Source organism: Vibrio sp. 10N.222.54.A3 (genome assembly GCF_041474095.1).
Taxonomy (GTDB): Bacteria; Pseudomonadota; Gammaproteobacteria; order Enterobacterales; family Vibrionaceae; genus Vibrio; species Vibrio crassostreae_C.
Genome location: NZ_JBFRTN010000055.1, coordinates 1 through 15,924, shown reverse-complemented (window position 1 = coordinate 15,924; position 15,924 = coordinate 1). Strand labels below are relative to the sequence as shown.

Here is a 15,924-nt window from a genome sequence, read left to right as displayed (position 1 = left end):
ATGCGGGGCTTTTTTACGCCTGCAATGAAGTCAACTGTAATGGCTGAAAATGCTGTTATTCCCTAAAGTGAAGAATGAGCGACTTATTCACTTTCGCCATTCCCTAAAGTGAGGAATGAACGTAATAGGGAATCTGTTGCGGCCAAGCAGAAAAAGCACGCTCTATATCTTAACGTTTGTTGAAAGCATATAGAGCGTAACTAGAATCAGTCGCTGGTGGAGTGCTTAAGAAAGGTTAAACAAACGCTTTAAGTGGTGAACAATACCGGATGGCTTGTTCTCGGCTTGATAGATGCTCAAACCATCGTAAAAACTCGCCATGAACTCTACGCGAATCTCATCATCACTGCTTCTCGATATACGAGACAGTAGCGTAGCGGCTACAGCTGCGTGATCATTGGCTAGGCTGTAATCCATTCCTAGTCGTCCTTGAATGAACAACCACAAATGCGTGACTAGTTTTAACTGTTGAGCGTTAGAGTTTTGTAACTTGTCGCTGTGCTCAGTTCCCACTGTATTATCGAATACATTTTGCATCGCCTCATTCGCTTCTTTATTGCTTTCAAAGCGATAGCTTGCATCGATATGTACCTTGGTTAGCAAGCCAAGCAACGTCTGACGTGCAGAGTTCTCCGGCTTGTTCTCGCAAGCGTGTTTAAACAAAGCGTGTTTAAACAAAGCGTGGTTTTCATCAATAAATGACGACAGCTCTTTCTCGTAGCCTGTCGAGAGCGCTTTGACTGAACCTAAACCTGCTTCTTTTAAACACTGGTGAAGCTTGGTTCTAGCTTGTTGTTTAGCTTTGATTTCTTGCTGCGCGTCGGCTTGTTGCTTGGCTTCTTCTAGCTGGCTAGCTGCTGTTTGCGAATTATTCGGGGTTGGACGCTCAGTCATTACTCTGTAGCTCTTCCCACGTTACTTCTGCCGATTGAGTATCGCTGTTAATGAAAGCAGAGTTACCCGTCAGCATGACTGAAAGATCCATCGTACGTTGTGTCATCGCCGCTAGCTGCTCAATACCATCGTTGTCTAGACGAACGATCTGAGCTTTTAGGTAGCCGAATTTACCTTTGTTCTGCTCCCACCAAACGTTTGATTTAGTGTTGAAGCTGAATACGCGTACTGATTTAGATAGGCGAGTTGCCTTCTTAACACGCTCTGGATCGGGTTCGCCCACATCGACCCATTCTAGGATTTGATCGTCTAACGACTTCTGCCATAAATCGGGTTCTTCAATGCTAGACAATCCTTTAGTGAACTCAAGTTCAGGAGATGCATTGATACAGAAAGCCATGATTCGAGCCATCATTCGCTGTTCTGTTTCAGAAGGGTGTTGTGCAACCGTTAGATTAAAAGAGTCGTAATAGTCGCGATTCATATCGGTTAAAGAGATACGAAACTTGTAGATTGTCGGTTTAAGAGCCATTGAGAGGGTGTCTTAGGTAGAAATAGTGAAGGGGAATATTACCTTAAATCTCTGAATAGCGGGTAAAAAAATAGCCAGCAGAGGCTGGCTATTTTTAGAAAGCTTTAAAATACTAAATTAAAGTACTTTGATGCTGTCAGCTTGTGGGCCTTTTTGACCTTGAGATACTACGAACTCAACTTTTTGGCCTTCAGCAAGAGTTTTGAAACCGTCGCCAGTGATAGCAGAGAAGTGTGCGAATACGTCTGGGCCGTTTTCTTGTTGAATGAAGCCGAAGCCTTTAGTTTCGTTGAACCATTTTACTGTACCAGTAACTGTGTTAGACATGATGATATCCTAAAATTAAATTTTTATTTTGAGCCAATTGTGGCACTGATAGCGCGGAAAAGTTTATTGCTATTGCGTACAACACAACGGGGTTACTAGTAATCCAACGAAATGTTTATATACAAAGAACTTTCTTTCTAGCCGGGAACGAGTCTAAATCAAATCAGGGGATAGTCAATCGAATACATAGGGAAAGGTTGCAGAAACTTGGGGGTAGTCAAACTTTGCATTCCTTAAATATCATGGAGTTACAGTTGTATGGTGATTTGTTGTAGTTTTTGTGAAAAAGGTGGTCGAAATTGATGACGAATTTGGAGTCAATGCACTGTTTTAGCGCATTCATTTTTGCAAATTTAAAGCCGCTAACTGGGCGTTGAGCCCACTTTTAACGGCTTATATTTATAAATGTCGTTGTAAGGTAAGTGCCTTTACTTGAACGAGGTCTCGGCTACTTTTTCAAGCGGTACAGGTTGCCATTATCAGTGCTGAAGAAGATGTCTCCGTTTGGTGAAGTTTCGATGTCTCTTACCCTTTCGCCCAAGTCCTCTAAAATGCGTTCTTCCTCGATTGCCTCACCTTGTTCATTGACTGTCACAATATTGATGTGAGTAAGTTTTAGTGCGCCAGCCAGCAGTTTGCCTTTCAGCTCTGGGTATTTGTCTCCTTGGTAAACAAGCAAACTGCCCGGAGCGATTGAAGGAACATAGACTTTTTTTGGCGCTTCAATACCATCTTTGGTTTCCGATTCGCCAACGCTGATAGGGCCCCAATACTCTTTTCCGTGTGAGGTGACAGGCCACCCATAGTTGGCACCCGCTTTTATTAGGTTAATTTCATCACCACCGCGAGGGCCGTGTTCAATCGACCAAAGCTTTTGAGTCGGGAAATCGTAATACAGACCTTGTGGATTACGATGGCCAAAGCTCCAAATTTCATTGAGCACTTTGTTGTTATCCGTGAATGGGTTATCGCTTGGTGTGCTTCCATCGGCATTCAGTCGTAATATTGATCCGGCGTGAGTCATGGTGTCTTGGCCGTTGTCTCGATCACCACGGTCGCCGATTGAAAAATACAGGTGGCTATCATCAAAGGTGATACGGCTACCAAAGTGACGTCCGGTGTCCGTTCTAGATTTAGATACAAACACATCTGTCCAATTGGTGACTTCATTATTGCTGTAATTAGCAGAAGCCAGTGTCGTTACGCCTTCACTATCGACGTCTTTACTGTAAGTGACGTAGAACTTTCCGTTTTCAAAAGGGGAGAGTGCGATATCCAATAATCCACCTTGGCCTTTCGCCCATACATTGGGCAGCCTGAACAGTGTGTTTTGATCGCCTGTTTTTAAATCGACATGTTTAATGACGCCTGATTTTTCTGTGACTAACATGGACTTATCGTTGACATAAGCCAGTCCCCAAGGGATCACGAGTCCGTCGGTGATCTTCTCTGCCTGCCATGCAAAGGCTGACGTTATAGGACCAGAGGCAAGCAGCGCCAAAGCACATGAAAAAATACGGTGATGAGTGTTCATTGAAATCCCTTGATTATGAGCATCTAGTGTTAGTCTAGCGCTTGTGACCGAATGGCGGAAAGCCGAGGTTGCTGAAAAGTGACTATTCACATATTTAGTTGAACGCCTATTGTATGATTATACAAGCTCACGTATGTTTACTGTGCCTTTCTCTATTTGATCCCGTCGGAGCATTATGAACAACTCACCAGCAGCATTTTCGCTATTTTCTCAGTTTTTATGTTGTGAGTTAGATACGCACGATTTTTCTTCGAACGGACCTATTAAACGATGAGTCGTGGATTTGATTTTAAATCGATCTTACTTGCGTGCTTGGTCATCAGTATCGGGCAGCTCAGTATGGGCTTGGTGTTTCCTTCTTTGCCTTGGATCGCAAAAGATTTTGATGTCTCGCTAGAGCAAGCCCAGCTTTTGGTGAGTGTGTATTTATTAGGCTTTGGCCCTTCCCAGTTTATTTATGGCCCTATTTCCGATGCTTTGGGACGCAAGAAGGTACTGCTAAGCGGTTTGTTGATTGCCATGCTTGGGTTATTGATGATCATCTTCTTCAGCCATTCGTTTACTAGCATGGTGATGGGGCGATTCCTGCAAGGCTTAGGAACCGGTTGTTGCGCGGTACTTGCTCGTGCTTCTACGCGAGACAGATTCAGTGGGGCAGACTTGCCTTTGGCGATGTCTTACATTGCTATGGTTGCGTCTATAACACCTTTGATCGCGCCCGTTATCGGTGGATTCATTAACTTCCATTTTGGCTGGAGCATGGTGTTTATCTCGCTACTTGGCTATGTCTCATTAGCTTGGGTGGTGTTAGCGTTCAAATTTAAGGAAACCGTCACTCAGGTTTCGGCGATCCCTTCGCCTAAGAGAATGGTTTCTCAATATAAAGAGTTACTCACTTCTCGTTATTTTATGAGCTTTGCGAGTATCGGTTGGCTTAACTTTAGCTTGATGATCACCACTGTGTCGGTGATGCCATTTATCATGCAGAACCAGATTGGTATGACGTCAGATGAATACGCAATGTGGGCGGTGATTCCAGCATTAGGCATGCTTGGCGGAACAGGCTTATGTAACCGTATTCGCCCTATGCTGGGTAACAAGAAAACTCTGTTATGCACACCTGTATTGCACGTTGCTGCGGCCTTGTGGCTGTTCTTCTGTCCACTCGAACCTTTGTATCTCATGCTTGGCCAGTTCTTGATGATCCTTGGTAATGGTATTGCGTTACCTTGTGCTCAGGCGTTAGTGATGTTGCCTTATAAGAAGAACGCTGGCGCGGCGGCTGCGATGTCTGGTGGCGGGCAGATGGTGGTGTCTTCAATGGTGAGTATGGGCCTGGTTCAGTTAGGGTTAGGGGAAGCGTGGCATTTATCGCTCGTTATCATGCTGTTCACATTGATTACCCTGTTTAACATTTTGCGTGGTTTCAGTAGCCAAGAAGCGAGAGAGTCTCAGCTCAGTTAGTTGCTTAGGTAATTAGCTAGCTGCCTGGCTAGTAGGAACGAGAAGGCCATTGAAATGATGAATTTCAATGGCCTTTTTAATGTTCAGCGCTTTGGTTTAAGTTACCAGAATATATGCTATTTTCTGACTGCTTAGGGCAAGTGGTAGTGTTCCGAGCGCAGCTTGCGGCAGGGACGTTAGTTTCCATTATTGCTGGCAGCTACTTTATCTTCTTGCTACTGAAATCTCGAAGAACATAGGTTTTGCTCATGACCGAAAGCCATTGCTAATCAAAGCTACTGGCAATCAAAGCCATTGGCGATAAAAGCTACGGATGAAAAGCAGTGAATGGAGCGATCCATCACTGCTTTTTTGTTGATGTCGTTTGTGTAAAGGGAAAGACGTTAAGCAACACAGGTCTCGCTTCTTAATGTGCAAGTTTGGCATATGTTAATAAAATGTATAACCTAAAGGTCTGACCACTGATAAGGTAGCCACCATGCCAAACCTCGATCGTATTACTTGTTCTATCGATAAAAACCAAATTGCGACGGTTGTGTTGAATCGACCCGATAAGCTCAATGCTATTGATATGGCAATGTTTCAAGGCGTGAATAACATGGTGACTCAGCTGAAAAAGAACACCGAGATTCGTGCCGTAATAGTAAAAGGTGAGGGTTCTGATTTTTGTTCAGGGCTTGATGTTAAGTCCCTATTAACCAGTAAATCTGGGGCGATGAAGCTCTTGTTTAAATGGCTACCGACATTGCCTAACGCTGCACAACGCTTTTCATTGGGTTGGCGAGATATTCCATGCCCTGTCATTTTTGCGATTCATGGTCGTTGTTGGGGAGGCGGCCTGCAATTGGTCAGTGGGGGTGATTTTAGAATTGCTAGCCCGGATGCGAACTTCTCTATATTGGAAGCAAAGTGGGGTCTGATTCCAGACATGGGAGGCGCTATCGCTTTTAGAGAGCTGATGCGTAAAGATCACACCCTTGAAATGGCGATGACGGCCAAAGTGATCGACTGTGAAACCGCTAAAGAATATGGGTTGGTGACCAAGATTGCCGAAGATCCTTACGCTGAAGCCTATGCGTTGGCACTTGAGTGTGCGAATCGGTCGCCAGATGTCGTCGCTGCTAACAAGAAGCTCTACAACAAGACTTGGTGGTCAAGCCCGGGCATGGCTGTATTCTGCGAAACTTGGTATCAGATAAAGGTTGGGTTAGGTAAGAACAGGGCGATTGCTGCTCAACGTGAAATTCATCGAGACAAACCACGCCCTTACGTCGCCAGAAAGTTTAAATAGCGCTTGTACAGGAATAATGGATATTCCCTTTGTTTATTGAGCTTTGCGGTAACCTTAGAGCAATTTAATGTCTAAGGCTAAATGAGCGCTCTGATGAACAAAACTTTTACTTACTCTCTAGCTGCCACTGCAATTTTTACGAGCTTAAATGCATTCGCAAGTGGCCTGTTTTTGCAAGAAGCTGTCGTTGCCAACGCTGGTACTACTGGCGCTGGTGATGGTGTTTACACTCGATCTGCAGCGGCGATGTGGACAAACCCTGCCACTATGTCTCACATGGGCGAAAGCAAAACGACCATCAACACCATGGCATTCGATCTTGAAATGAAGTATCAAGATAACGGTGGTAATCCAGATGGTAAAGCTCATTCCGTAATGCCGTCATTTGGTGCCTTCCACGCTCATCAAGTCACAGACAAATTACACCTTGGTATCGCGCTTGGCGCTGTTGGCGGCTCTAGCCTTGATTACGGCAGTGATTGGGCGGGTGCTGCACTTCTAGAAGATATCACTCTTACTGCAATGCAAGTGAACCCATCACTGAGTTATAAGCTGAATGACCAATGGTCAGTAGGCGCGGGTGTGCAATTCAGTTGGGCTGCATTCCAACAAACAACGTCAATGCTTACTGCGAAGCAAGATACTGACTGGGCATACGGCTATAACCTTGGCGTAATGTACACACCGACAGATAAACTTAAGCTGGGCGCAAGTTACCGTTCTAAGCTAGAGCATAAGTTTAACAATGATGTGAATGTATTTACTGGCGGCCAGCGTTCATTAAATACTGGTATAGATGTACCTGAAATTGTTGATGCCAGTTTGAGTTATGCATTTAATACTCAGCTTGATCTATTAGCTAGTGTGCAATTTCATCGTTGGAGTCAATGGGATAGCACTGTTTTAGATTTGGGTACAAACCAAAATGGTAACCTTCCAATTAATCAAACACTATTGCGCGATTGGGACGATGTATGGAAGTTTGCAGTTGGTGCAGATTACCAACTTAACTCAGACTGGCGTTTGAAAGCTGGCTTCTCTTACGAAACTTCTCCGCAAGACGATCCGTCAATGCAATGGGTTGACCTTCCTGTGGGTGAACAGTACCGCTACTCAGTTGGCGCATCTACCTACTGGGACGACATCTTAATTGATGTGTTCTATGAATACGCTGATTTGGGTTCAGTTAAGATGGATCGATATGGTCGATTTGGTCAAGTTAATCTGTTGAATGGTTCGTTCGATGGCCGTATCCACTTTGTTGGTGTTAGCGCGACCTTCTAATGACATTACGTAATCTACTAATCATTACTTTAGTGTCTTTATTTTCAACGGGTGCTTTTGCTGAAGAGAAGCACCCTGATGATCCGACTAAAATCGTAACCAAAGCTGGCGTTGCTTATAACGAAGATCTGCAGTTCTCTGGGTCTATTGGGCTTGATGAAGCACGAATGATCAATGCTCGTGTTAACGCAGATGGCGAAGAATGGCGAATAGGCGGCTCATGGCTGTTGCCTATGGGTATTGTTAACTTCAACTTTAGCCGTTCTGAATATGACAACGATGCTTATAAGAACAACTACAGTATTGGCACATTTATACCACTGAGCTATTTCGATATTGAGCCGTTCGGTTGGCAAATCTTCCCTATGGCTGGTTACAGCTATAATGACGGCGAAGTAGCGGTTTTCGATGATGATAATGTTGGTTCTGACTATGTATTGATGTCGAGCTCAACACACGGTGGCTACATTGGTGCGTTTGGTTTAAAAACGATTACTGATGAATGGTCTATCATGGGCTTCGGTGGCGGTTCAATGGGGTCTGATGATTATTCAGGGTATTGGGCAGGCGTCGGTGCTAGCTACAAGTTGAGTGACGCTCAATCATTCAACTTCTTCACTATTTTTGCTGAGGACGATTTCGGTGAAAATAACAGTGTTGGCGCGTCTTACACCTATGAGTTCAAATAACTGTTAGCAGGCAGAAATTCGCAGGTGGACACCTCTCGTAAGAACCATTGACTTAGTCCAGATTAAATTGAACAAAGTCGCTTATTAAAACTTAGCGACTTTCTTTTGTTACCATTTCTCCAATCTTTTTTATCTCTTTTTGATGCTTTCTATATCTTTCTCACATGAGAGTGCCGCTCTCTTAATCTAGATTAAGTTTTCGCTGCCTTATTCTCTGTAGTATCCGCCTGAATCAGTGCCCATGCTTAATGGGTAACTTGCGTAACACGATTTTGAGAGGAAGACACTTGAGCACTTTGTTTACAGAAACCCACATTGGCAAGATGACACTAAAGAATCGCTTCATGAGAAGTGCAACGTGGGAAAATATGGCCACCGAAGATGGGCATATGACAGATAAACTGTACGCTATCTATGAAGAGTTGGCTCAAGGTGAAGTCGGCCTGATCGTGACGGGCTACGCGAACATTGTTGAAGAAGAAAAGCCGAATGCAGGCATGATGGGTATGTATAACGACTCATTCATTGAAGAGTATCAAAAGCTGACTCAACTGGTGCACGACAACGACTCTAAAATCGTGATGCAGTTGGCTTATGGTGGCACCAAAACCACGCATGACCTTGGCGAGCGAGTAATCTACGCACCAAGTGAGGTTCCAGAAAAAGGAACTCAAACTCTAGGCAAAGCGATGACCAAAGACGAGATCGACTACATTGTTGATGCGTTTGCTCAAGCGTCTTTGAGAGCACAGAAGTCAGGCTTTGATGGCGTTGAAATTCATGCCGCTCACACTTACCTGATTAACCAATTTCTAAGCCCTTATTACAACCAACGTGAAGATGAATACGGCGGTAGCTTAGAAAACCGCATGAGATTTTTGTTAGAGATCTATACCGCGACACGTAAGCTGGTGGGTGATGATTTCCCTATCTTGGTTAAGCTCACGGCATCCGAGTTTTTTGAAGGTGGCGTCACCTTTGAGGAAACACGTATTGTCTGTAAAAAGCTTGAACAAGTGGGTGTGGATGGCATTGTCGTGTCAGGCAATATTCATGGCAAAGCAGACACTATGATTGGCGAGTCGCACGATGGTTTTACCATTCAAGCTGAAGGCTACTTCCATGAGTATGGTCACGCGATCAGCCAAGACGTTAATATCCCAGTGATCACGGTTGGTGGTCTAACGGATTTTGATGCTATCGAAGCGATTGCAAACAACACGGGCATTGAGTACTTCGCGCTTTCAAGACCGCTGCTTTCTGAACCCCATTTAGTGAAGCGTTGGAAGGAAGGGGATAGAAGCCCTGTTGAATGCGAACGATGCTCTAAGTGTCGTACTAAGCGCGGTAACTTCTGCGTGGTGAATAAAGACAGAAAAGTACAGCTTGCACGCATGTAGTCGCTGAGCCCAGCTCCAAGCGAGCTCCGAAGTTTATAGCTGAGTCTAAGTTTGAGCCTGTGTAATCGCGCAGGCTCTTGTTCATTCCGTATTCCACGAAACGAAATTTGAAACCTTATTACTCACATCTTCCTGTCAAATTGGCGCGACTAAACAGTTACAATACGCCTGTAAATTATCCAACCAAGTTATCGATAAAAACTGGGCAAACTTTGAAACTACTTCCTCTTCTTAAGCAACCTCGAATCCACTGACGCCTCTTTAGTTTTAGCGACATTGCTATGATTTAAGCGTGATACTCACTATTCATCCCTGTGAACCCTGTGTTTATAGGGCGTTAGTTTGTGCTCCTTGGATTTGCATCGTCGAACATTTTGATAGTTAACGAATAAAACTTAATAGATCATTCAGAGGTAAAAATGCAAAAGAAGCATTGGTCCAAATTCGAGTTGCTGCATGAAGTCGTAACCAACCCCAATATTCACGTAAAAGGTCAACACAGTTATTACAGCGATTGCTGGGATAATGGGTTCGAGCAATCTGTCGTCCGTTATTTACATGGCGACGAAGTCAGCCGCCAGTGGGAGCCTCGATGGGAAATCGACGAACTCCATATCGGCGATTATGTCTGCATTGGCGCAGAGGTTGTGATTTTAATGGGTGGCAACCATACCCACAGAGTTGATTGGTTTTCGCTGTATCCATTTATGGATGTAATCGACGATGCCTACATTGGCAAAGGTGACACTCACATTGAAGATGGGGTGTGGTTAGGCATGAGAGCGATGGTGATGCCCGGTGTGACGATTGGCGAAGGCGCTGTGGTTGCAGCGAATAGTGTGGTGACTAAAGACGTCGCTCCATACAGCATTGTCGGTGGTTCTCCAGCTAAAGTCGTCAAATACCGCTTTGATGAGTCCGTTATTGACGAACTCATGTCATTCAAAATATACGAGTGGCCCTCAGATAAATTTGAAGCGCTGAAACCGTATTTATGTAACTCAGACTTTTCAAAGTTAAAGCAGGCGATAACGGATTACGACAATTGTTTGTAAGGAGCACTTGTAACGAGCACTTGTAACGAGCGTTTGTAAGGAGCGTTTTTAAGGTACGGGTATAGCCACAGATTTGTGTAGAAAGATCTGTGTCATATTTATATTGAAAAACACGTTAAATCAGTCCGTTACCTTGCAATACTCAACATGGTGTACCAATCTTATTTCATAAGCATGGATAAGGATTGTGTATGCCCGCAAGTTCAATGAAAAACAAAGGGGTGGTGGGGAAAGTCTTACTGCCTTCTTTACTCATGAATCTTCTCTCTCTCGCCGTTCCGTTAACGGTTTTGCAAATTTACGATCGTATTTTACCTAACCAAAGTTACGGTACTGCCACTTTGTTGTTGGCGGGTGCAGCGTTGGCTGTTGCCATGGAAGCATTGATCCGGTTTGTGCGTACTTGGCTTTTGTCAGCCGCGGCCAGCAATACCGAGAAAGCGACCTATCAAACTTTGGTTGAAAGAGTAACAACGGCTTCATCAGGCCATCTCCGCCACATTGGTGTTGGCGGCGTGGAAGAGGGGCTTGGTTCTGTATCCAAAGTCAAAGATTGGTATTCCGGTGGTGTGATTGCAGGCTTTATTGATTTGCCTTTTGCCTTGATCTTCTTGGGCTTGGTGGCTTACATCGGCGGTGAGCTGGTGGCGATACCTTTGGCAGTTTGGCTGATTACTCTCGGAATCGTTTGGTTATCTTCTATTCGCGTTAAAAGCTTAAGTGAAGAAGCTTCCCAAGATGAGCAGGAGCGAAAAGCGTTCTTGATTTTACTGAGCCAAACCATTCAAGGAATCAAACGTCAGGCTGTTGAGTCTCGAATCTTCAATCAGTTTAAATCCCTCAATAATGTTCGCTCTCAGTCTAAAGCGAGAGAAGAAGAACAGAACGCCTTCGCCCAAGAATGTATTCAGCTTGCCGCATTAGCCACGTCAGTTTTACTCGTGATTACGGGGAGCTTATGGGTGTTGGATGGCCAGTTAACCACAGGTGGATTGGCAGCATGTTCTATCTTATCGGGCAGAGCGGTTGCGCCTTTGAGTGCTCTGGTTGGGGTTAGAATCAAGCTTAATTCAATACACAGTGCCAATCAGGCAATAGAAAAATTGAGTGACTTATCATTATCGGAATCTTCAGATTCTGAGCAAGCCGAGAACCACTTATCTGACTTTGAGACGTTGGAAATCAAGCAAGCGACCGTTGAAAGATATGGTGAACTCTCTCATGCAGATGTCACACTGAATAAAGGTGAGTTGATATTGTTAGAGAGTGAGGATCGCCACACCAACAGTCATTTATTGTCGTCGATTGCAGGTATTGATGATCTGAAAGCGGGTGAGTGCTTCATTAACGGAGCTGCCGTTTCAATCGCATCGGTAACCAACATTGCAGCCTACTGTGGCGTTAAAGGACAACTGGTGTCGGGGACCATTCTTGACAACTTGTGTGGCTTTGACCCTGAGAAAACGCAAAGCGCCAGTGACTATGCAAAGCGTTTGGGTTTAACCAAAGAGATTACTCGATTACCCGATGGACTAGAGACACAAATTGGCCATACGAGTGCTTCTTTGTTGAGTATGGGTAACGTGAAAATGCTCAATATCGCGGCTCAATTGGCAAGTGATAAACCCATAATCATGTTGGAAAGGCCGGATTCTTCACTTGATTTAGACGCCCTTGGGAATCTAGCTAAGGTGTTGGAGGAAGAAGTAACGGCAGGACGCACGATACTGATGGTGAGCTACCATTCGAAGCTTCGCGAATTTGCTAATCGAATCATTACAGTGGAAAGTCGAGCTATTACGGTCGACAGCGAGAGCAATCAGGAGGCCGTCGTATGAATCGTTTAGATATTGGTAACCCTTCAGGTACGAACAACCGTGCAGATACCAGCGGTCGACAAGAGGTGATGAATCATTTAGAAACCGAGAGCCTTTCCGTTCTTAAGCAGTTGGAAGTTAATGCTAATATCCAGTTGTTCGCACATCAATGGGTCGATGAAAATGGCATTGAATCAATCGACGATATGTTTGCCTTGTTCGACAGGCTTGCACTGCCTTATCGCTTGGTTGCCAACCTAGATGACGTTGGTGAACATAAATTGGTCTTACTGGTGCTTGGTGAAAATGAGCTGGTCTCTGGTCATTTAGAATCCAAGCAATTTGTTGCCTTTAATGCCAATGACGACATTACCGATGTCCCTCAGTTTTGTATTGTTATCGAAGGTCCACCACTAGAGAAGGCTTCTCCTGATTGGGTTGGCGAACGACTACATGCGTTTCGCCCCATTATTCCTAAATTGCTGCTAGTCAGTTTTATCACTAACTTATTTGCGCTTGCTGTTCCCTTCATCACGATGTCGATTTATGACCATGTGATTGGTGGTGATGCAGGGCATGAGTTGCAAGGTATCGCCATTGGCGCGGCGTTGTTGTTTGTGATGATGGGTTGGTTGAGAACATTACGTAGCCGAGTGTTTGCTTCAGTTTCCAACCGAGTAAGTCGTGAGATTTCTCAATCCCTCGTGCAGCGTCTGCTTCGTAATAGCTATGCTCAAAATCAGCAAACAGCTTCTTCTAGTCAGCAAAACCAAGTGATGTTGTCAGAGCGTATCTCAGGTGTGCTATCGGGGCCATTAGGAAATGCGTTATTTGACCTACCATTCATTCTTATTTTTGTACTTGCGATAGGTGTTTTAGGCGGATGGTTGGTACTGGTTCCAGTCGTCTCTTTAATCCTTTATTACTTGCTAGCAAAACGCTCGATACGCTCTAGCAGCAAGCGCTCGATGCAATCGACAGTGGCAGGTACGAATCGTCAAAACATGACTAATGAGCTGTCATCCAAGCTTGCCTTTATTCGCAGTGCTGGATTCTCAGAGCACTGGATTCAACGTTTCAAAAAGGCCAATCTTCTTGCTTCAACAGTGACCTTTAATCAATCGGTTCTCCAGAGTCGGTACACCTCGATTTACTATTTCATTGGTGTGGGCTCGACACTCGCCGTGATGGGGTTAGGCATAGGACTTATTTTTGAACAAGTGATGACCCCTGGTGGTTTGATTGCTTCAATGATGTTGATATCTAAGGTGACGGGTCCTGCTCAGGTGTTGGCAAACAGTGCGATGCGTTTTAATAGCTTTAATCAATCCAAGCTGCAAGTGAACCGTATTTTGTCTCAGCCGTCTGAGCGTGAATTCAGTTACCAGCATCACCCGTTACCTGTGGTAGCGCCTAACTTGAAATTAGAGCAAGTGACGCTGCGCTATCCCAAACAGAGTCGCCCCGCTTTGAATGGTGTGAGTTTTGATATTGAAGCCGGTGAAGTTGTCGCGATTACCGGCCCTTCTGGGAGCGGTAAATCAACATTAATTGAAGTGCTGTCTGGCTTGCAGCCTATCCAAAATGGCATGGTCGAGCTTGAAGGCGTTAACCTCGTTCAATACGACCCGCAGCTTTATCGCCACTGGTGTTTCATTCGAGCCGCATATCCTGATTTGCTTACGCTGAGTATTCGAGAGTGGCTAAACGACGGTCACAAAGTCGAAGATCAGAAAATGATCTCTGCAATTGAAATGGTCGGCGGAAAGCGTTGGTTCGAGACATTATCAGGTGGGCTCGATACTTCCATCAGCAGTATTCAGCCGGACAGCCTTTTTGACATGTTGTCTGGCAGCGTCGCGCAGATCCTCATTGACGCGAAAGCGCTGGTTTATGACTACCCAATGTTCTTAATGGATAATCCTGTGCCTGATGCTCACCCAAATGCTAAACGTATATTTGGTGAATTTGTGCAGTCGAAAAAAGGAAAAGCAACGGTGATTTACACGTCCCACGATCCGGATTTAATCAAGCTTGCCGATAAAGTGGTGGTATTAAATGAAGGTGCAGTGGTTTATGCCGGTCCATTAGAGCCGGAGCAGTCTTCGAAGCAGGAACAGCCTTCAGAGCCTCAAACTTCTCAAGAACCGCTGTTATCTGAGCAACCGTTATCTCAAGAGCTACAGCCGTCAACTCAAGAGGCGTCTGCTCAACAAAATGCAGCCCAACAAGAACAATCAAAGTCTAAGCAAGGAGTCGCTAATGACTAAACAATCTATCGAGAAGGGCAAGCGCTACGGTGAACTTGTTGAATCACAAAATACGGCTCGTACATTGGCGCTGGCCACATGGTCGGTTGCCTTATGTGTTATTGCTTTTGCCACTTGGTCTGTAGTCACTCAAGTTGATGAAATCGCCAAAGCCAAAGGTGCTGTGATTCCAGAAGGCGAGAAGCAAGTATTACAAAGCGCGATTGGCGGTAAGTTAAAGCAAATTCTCGTTAAAGAAGGACAGCTTGTCGAGAAAGGCCAGCCGCTTGTTGAGTTTGATGCCACTTTCCAGCGTACCGCCCTTGAAGAGCTAAAGTCCCAACAAGTGACGCTTCTAGCCAGTGTAGAACGTATGAATGCGCTTCTTGAACAACGTGAGCCAAACCTTGCTGAGTTCGAGGTCGATTACCCAGAGATCGTCAGCCAACAAAAAGCGCAGCTGAACGCGCAAAAAGCCCTCTACTTCCAAAAGCGTGTGGTGCTTGAGAAAGAGAGCGAGCAAATTGCAGAGCAGCTTCGTAGCGTAGAAAAGGCCTTGCCGAGTTATGAGAAAGAGTTAAATGCGACTAAGCAAGAGTTGAACATACTGGAGAAGGGTTATAAAGCGGGTAACATTTCACGTTTACGTGTGCTTGAAATGCGACAAAAATTGGCCAGTATCGAACAGAAAATCGAAGAAGCTCGTGGTAAGAAGTCGGTATTGATTAGACAAGCTGACAGTAATGACCAAAAAATCATACAGCTTCTGGCGGAAGCGAAAGCTAAAGTGAGCGATGATCGTTCTAAAGCCGTATCTGACTTATCAGCATTGAATGCTAGAGTTCGTTCAAGCCAAGCTAAATTGACGAACACTATGTTAGTGTCACCGCTACAAGGCTTGGTGCAAAGCATACCAAGCACGCAGGATGGTGGTGTTATTCAGCCGGGTGGCACGGTAGTTGAAATTGTGCCTGTCGGAGGGAACGCTGACTTCAAAGCACGTTTGTCCCCAAGAGATATTGGTTTTGTGAGTGTTGGGCAGCCCACTCGAGTCAAGATTGATGCGTTTGATTACAGCCGCTTTGGGGCTTTAAAAGGGGCGGTAGAGAGTATTTCACCGACCACAAGTCAAAGCGAACGTGGCGAGATCTATTATGAAGTTGTAGTGTCGGTTGATACGCCTTACTTCCGTGATAACCCTGAAAGCTTTTCCATACTGCCGGGTATGACGGGTGAAGTAGACATCACAACTGGCGAGAAGTCGGTGTTCCAATACTTATGGAAACCGATTTATACCAATGTTAGCGTGGCGTTTGGAGAGAGGTAAAGTCCTCCACTCTGGCTTGCATAAAAAGGAGCACATGCCGTGCTAATGCCGATCAGTTAAA

13 protein-coding genes are annotated in these 15,924 nt (G+C 44.9%); 9 read left to right on the top strand and 4 right to left on the bottom strand.

Annotated features, from left to right (window positions below):
• Nucleotides 1–225: 225 nt before the first annotated feature.
• The 4 genes from AB4507_RS12460 to AB4507_RS12445 form a co-directional block, all read right to left on the bottom strand.
• Entirely contained in the window at nucleotides 226–894 is a 669-nt protein-coding gene (locus tag AB4507_RS12460; RefSeq protein WP_372182776.1) for a hypothetical protein, read from the bottom strand.
• A complete protein-coding gene (locus tag AB4507_RS12455; protein ID WP_017061727.1) occupies nucleotides 887–1,426 on the bottom strand; it encodes a YaeQ family protein in 540 nt (179 codons plus the stop codon). The genes AB4507_RS12460 and AB4507_RS12455 overlap by 8 nt, the downstream gene beginning before the upstream one ends.
• 117 nt (nucleotides 1,427–1,543) lie before the next feature.
• Entirely contained in the window at nucleotides 1,544–1,753 is a 210-nt protein-coding gene (locus tag AB4507_RS12450) for a cold-shock protein (RefSeq protein WP_010430417.1), read from the bottom strand.
• A gap of 448 nt (nucleotides 1,754–2,201) precedes the next feature.
• Nucleotides 2,202–3,287 carry a PQQ-dependent sugar dehydrogenase gene (locus AB4507_RS12445; RefSeq protein WP_372104985.1) on the bottom strand — a complete coding sequence of 362 codons (1,086 nt, stop codon included), beginning with the start codon at nucleotides 3,285–3,287 and terminating at the stop codon, nucleotides 2,202–2,204.
• Nucleotides 3,288–3,557: 270 nt separating this feature from the next.
• Here AB4507_RS12445 and AB4507_RS12440 point away from each other — a divergent pair, with 270 nt between their 5' ends.
• The 9 genes from AB4507_RS12440 to AB4507_RS12400 all read left to right on the top strand — a co-directional run bounded on the left by AB4507_RS12440 (nucleotide 3,558) and on the right by AB4507_RS12400 (nucleotide 15,863).
• Entirely contained in the window at nucleotides 3,558–4,751 is a 1,194-nt protein-coding gene (locus AB4507_RS12440; RefSeq protein WP_136976044.1) for a multidrug effflux MFS transporter, read from the top strand.
• A 478-nt stretch (nucleotides 4,752–5,229) separates the two neighbouring features.
• A complete protein-coding gene (locus AB4507_RS12435) occupies nucleotides 5,230–6,042 on the top strand; it encodes a crotonase/enoyl-CoA hydratase family protein (protein WP_017061730.1) in 813 nt (270 codons plus the stop codon).
• Between the two features lie 93 nt (nucleotides 6,043–6,135).
• A complete protein-coding gene (locus AB4507_RS12430; RefSeq protein ID WP_372182775.1) occupies nucleotides 6,136–7,326 on the top strand; it encodes an OmpP1/FadL family transporter in 1,191 nt (396 codons plus the stop codon).
• Nucleotides 7,326–8,015, top strand: a complete 690-nt coding sequence (locus tag AB4507_RS12425; protein ID WP_102320576.1) for a hypothetical protein — start codon at nucleotides 7,326–7,328, stop codon at nucleotides 8,013–8,015. Before AB4507_RS12430 ends, AB4507_RS12425 begins: the two co-directional genes overlap by 1 nt.
• Before the next feature lie 287 nt (nucleotides 8,016–8,302).
• Nucleotides 8,303–9,415 (top strand): NADH:flavin oxidoreductase, encoded by a 1,113-nt coding sequence (locus tag AB4507_RS12420; RefSeq protein ID WP_032546839.1) that lies wholly within the window; start codon nucleotides 8,303–8,305, stop codon nucleotides 9,413–9,415.
• Nucleotides 9,416–9,834: 419 nt separating this feature from the next.
• Nucleotides 9,835–10,470 (top strand): CatB-related O-acetyltransferase, encoded by a 636-nt coding sequence (locus AB4507_RS12415; RefSeq protein WP_017061734.1) that lies wholly within the window; start codon nucleotides 9,835–9,837, stop codon nucleotides 10,468–10,470.
• A 191-nt stretch (nucleotides 10,471–10,661) separates the two neighbouring features.
• On the top strand, nucleotides 10,662–12,308 hold the full coding sequence (locus AB4507_RS12410; protein ID WP_372182773.1) for an ABC transporter transmembrane domain-containing protein: 1,647 nt from the start codon (nucleotides 10,662–10,664) through the stop codon (nucleotides 12,306–12,308).
• Entirely contained in the window at nucleotides 12,305–14,557 is a 2,253-nt protein-coding gene (locus AB4507_RS12405; RefSeq protein WP_372182771.1) for an ABC transporter transmembrane domain-containing protein, read from the top strand. The genes AB4507_RS12410 and AB4507_RS12405 overlap by 4 nt, the downstream gene beginning before the upstream one ends.
• Nucleotides 14,550–15,863: an HlyD family type I secretion periplasmic adaptor subunit gene (locus tag AB4507_RS12400; protein ID WP_017061737.1), complete on the top strand. Its 1,314-nt coding sequence runs from the start codon at nucleotides 14,550–14,552 to the stop codon at nucleotides 15,861–15,863. The genes AB4507_RS12405 and AB4507_RS12400 overlap by 8 nt, the downstream gene beginning before the upstream one ends.
• The last annotated feature ends 61 nt before the right edge of the window (nucleotides 15,864–15,924 follow it).

Excerpts from the sequence above, each read along its gene's own strand:
- AB4507_RS12460 (WP_372182776.1), bottom strand. The coding sequence starts at position 894 with ATGACTGAGCGTCCAACCCCGAATAATTCGCAAACAGCAGCTAGCCAG.
- AB4507_RS12455 (WP_017061727.1), bottom strand. The coding sequence starts at position 1,426 with ATGGCTCTTAAACCGACAATCTACAAGTTTCGTATCTCTTTAACCGAT.
- AB4507_RS12450 (WP_010430417.1), bottom strand. The coding sequence starts at position 1,753 with ATGTCTAACACAGTTACTGGTACAGTAAAATGGTTCAACGAAACTAAA.
- AB4507_RS12445 (WP_372104985.1), bottom strand. The coding sequence starts at position 3,287 with ATGAACACTCATCACCGTATTTTTTCATGTGCTTTGGCGCTGCTTGCC.
- AB4507_RS12440 (WP_136976044.1), top strand. The coding sequence starts at position 3,558 with ATGAGTCGTGGATTTGATTTTAAATCGATCTTACTTGCGTGCTTGGTC.
- AB4507_RS12435 (WP_017061730.1), top strand. The coding sequence starts at position 5,230 with ATGCCAAACCTCGATCGTATTACTTGTTCTATCGATAAAAACCAAATT.
- AB4507_RS12430 (WP_372182775.1), top strand. The coding sequence starts at position 6,136 with ATGAACAAAACTTTTACTTACTCTCTAGCTGCCACTGCAATTTTTACG.
- AB4507_RS12425 (WP_102320576.1), top strand. The coding sequence starts at position 7,326 with ATGACATTACGTAATCTACTAATCATTACTTTAGTGTCTTTATTTTCA.
- AB4507_RS12415 (WP_017061734.1), top strand. The coding sequence starts at position 9,835 with ATGCAAAAGAAGCATTGGTCCAAATTCGAGTTGCTGCATGAAGTCGTA.
- AB4507_RS12410 (WP_372182773.1), top strand. The coding sequence starts at position 10,662 with ATGCCCGCAAGTTCAATGAAAAACAAAGGGGTGGTGGGGAAAGTCTTA.
- AB4507_RS12405 (WP_372182771.1), top strand. The coding sequence starts at position 12,305 with ATGAATCGTTTAGATATTGGTAACCCTTCAGGTACGAACAACCGTGCA.
- AB4507_RS12400 (WP_017061737.1), top strand. The coding sequence starts at position 14,550 with ATGACTAAACAATCTATCGAGAAGGGCAAGCGCTACGGTGAACTTGTT.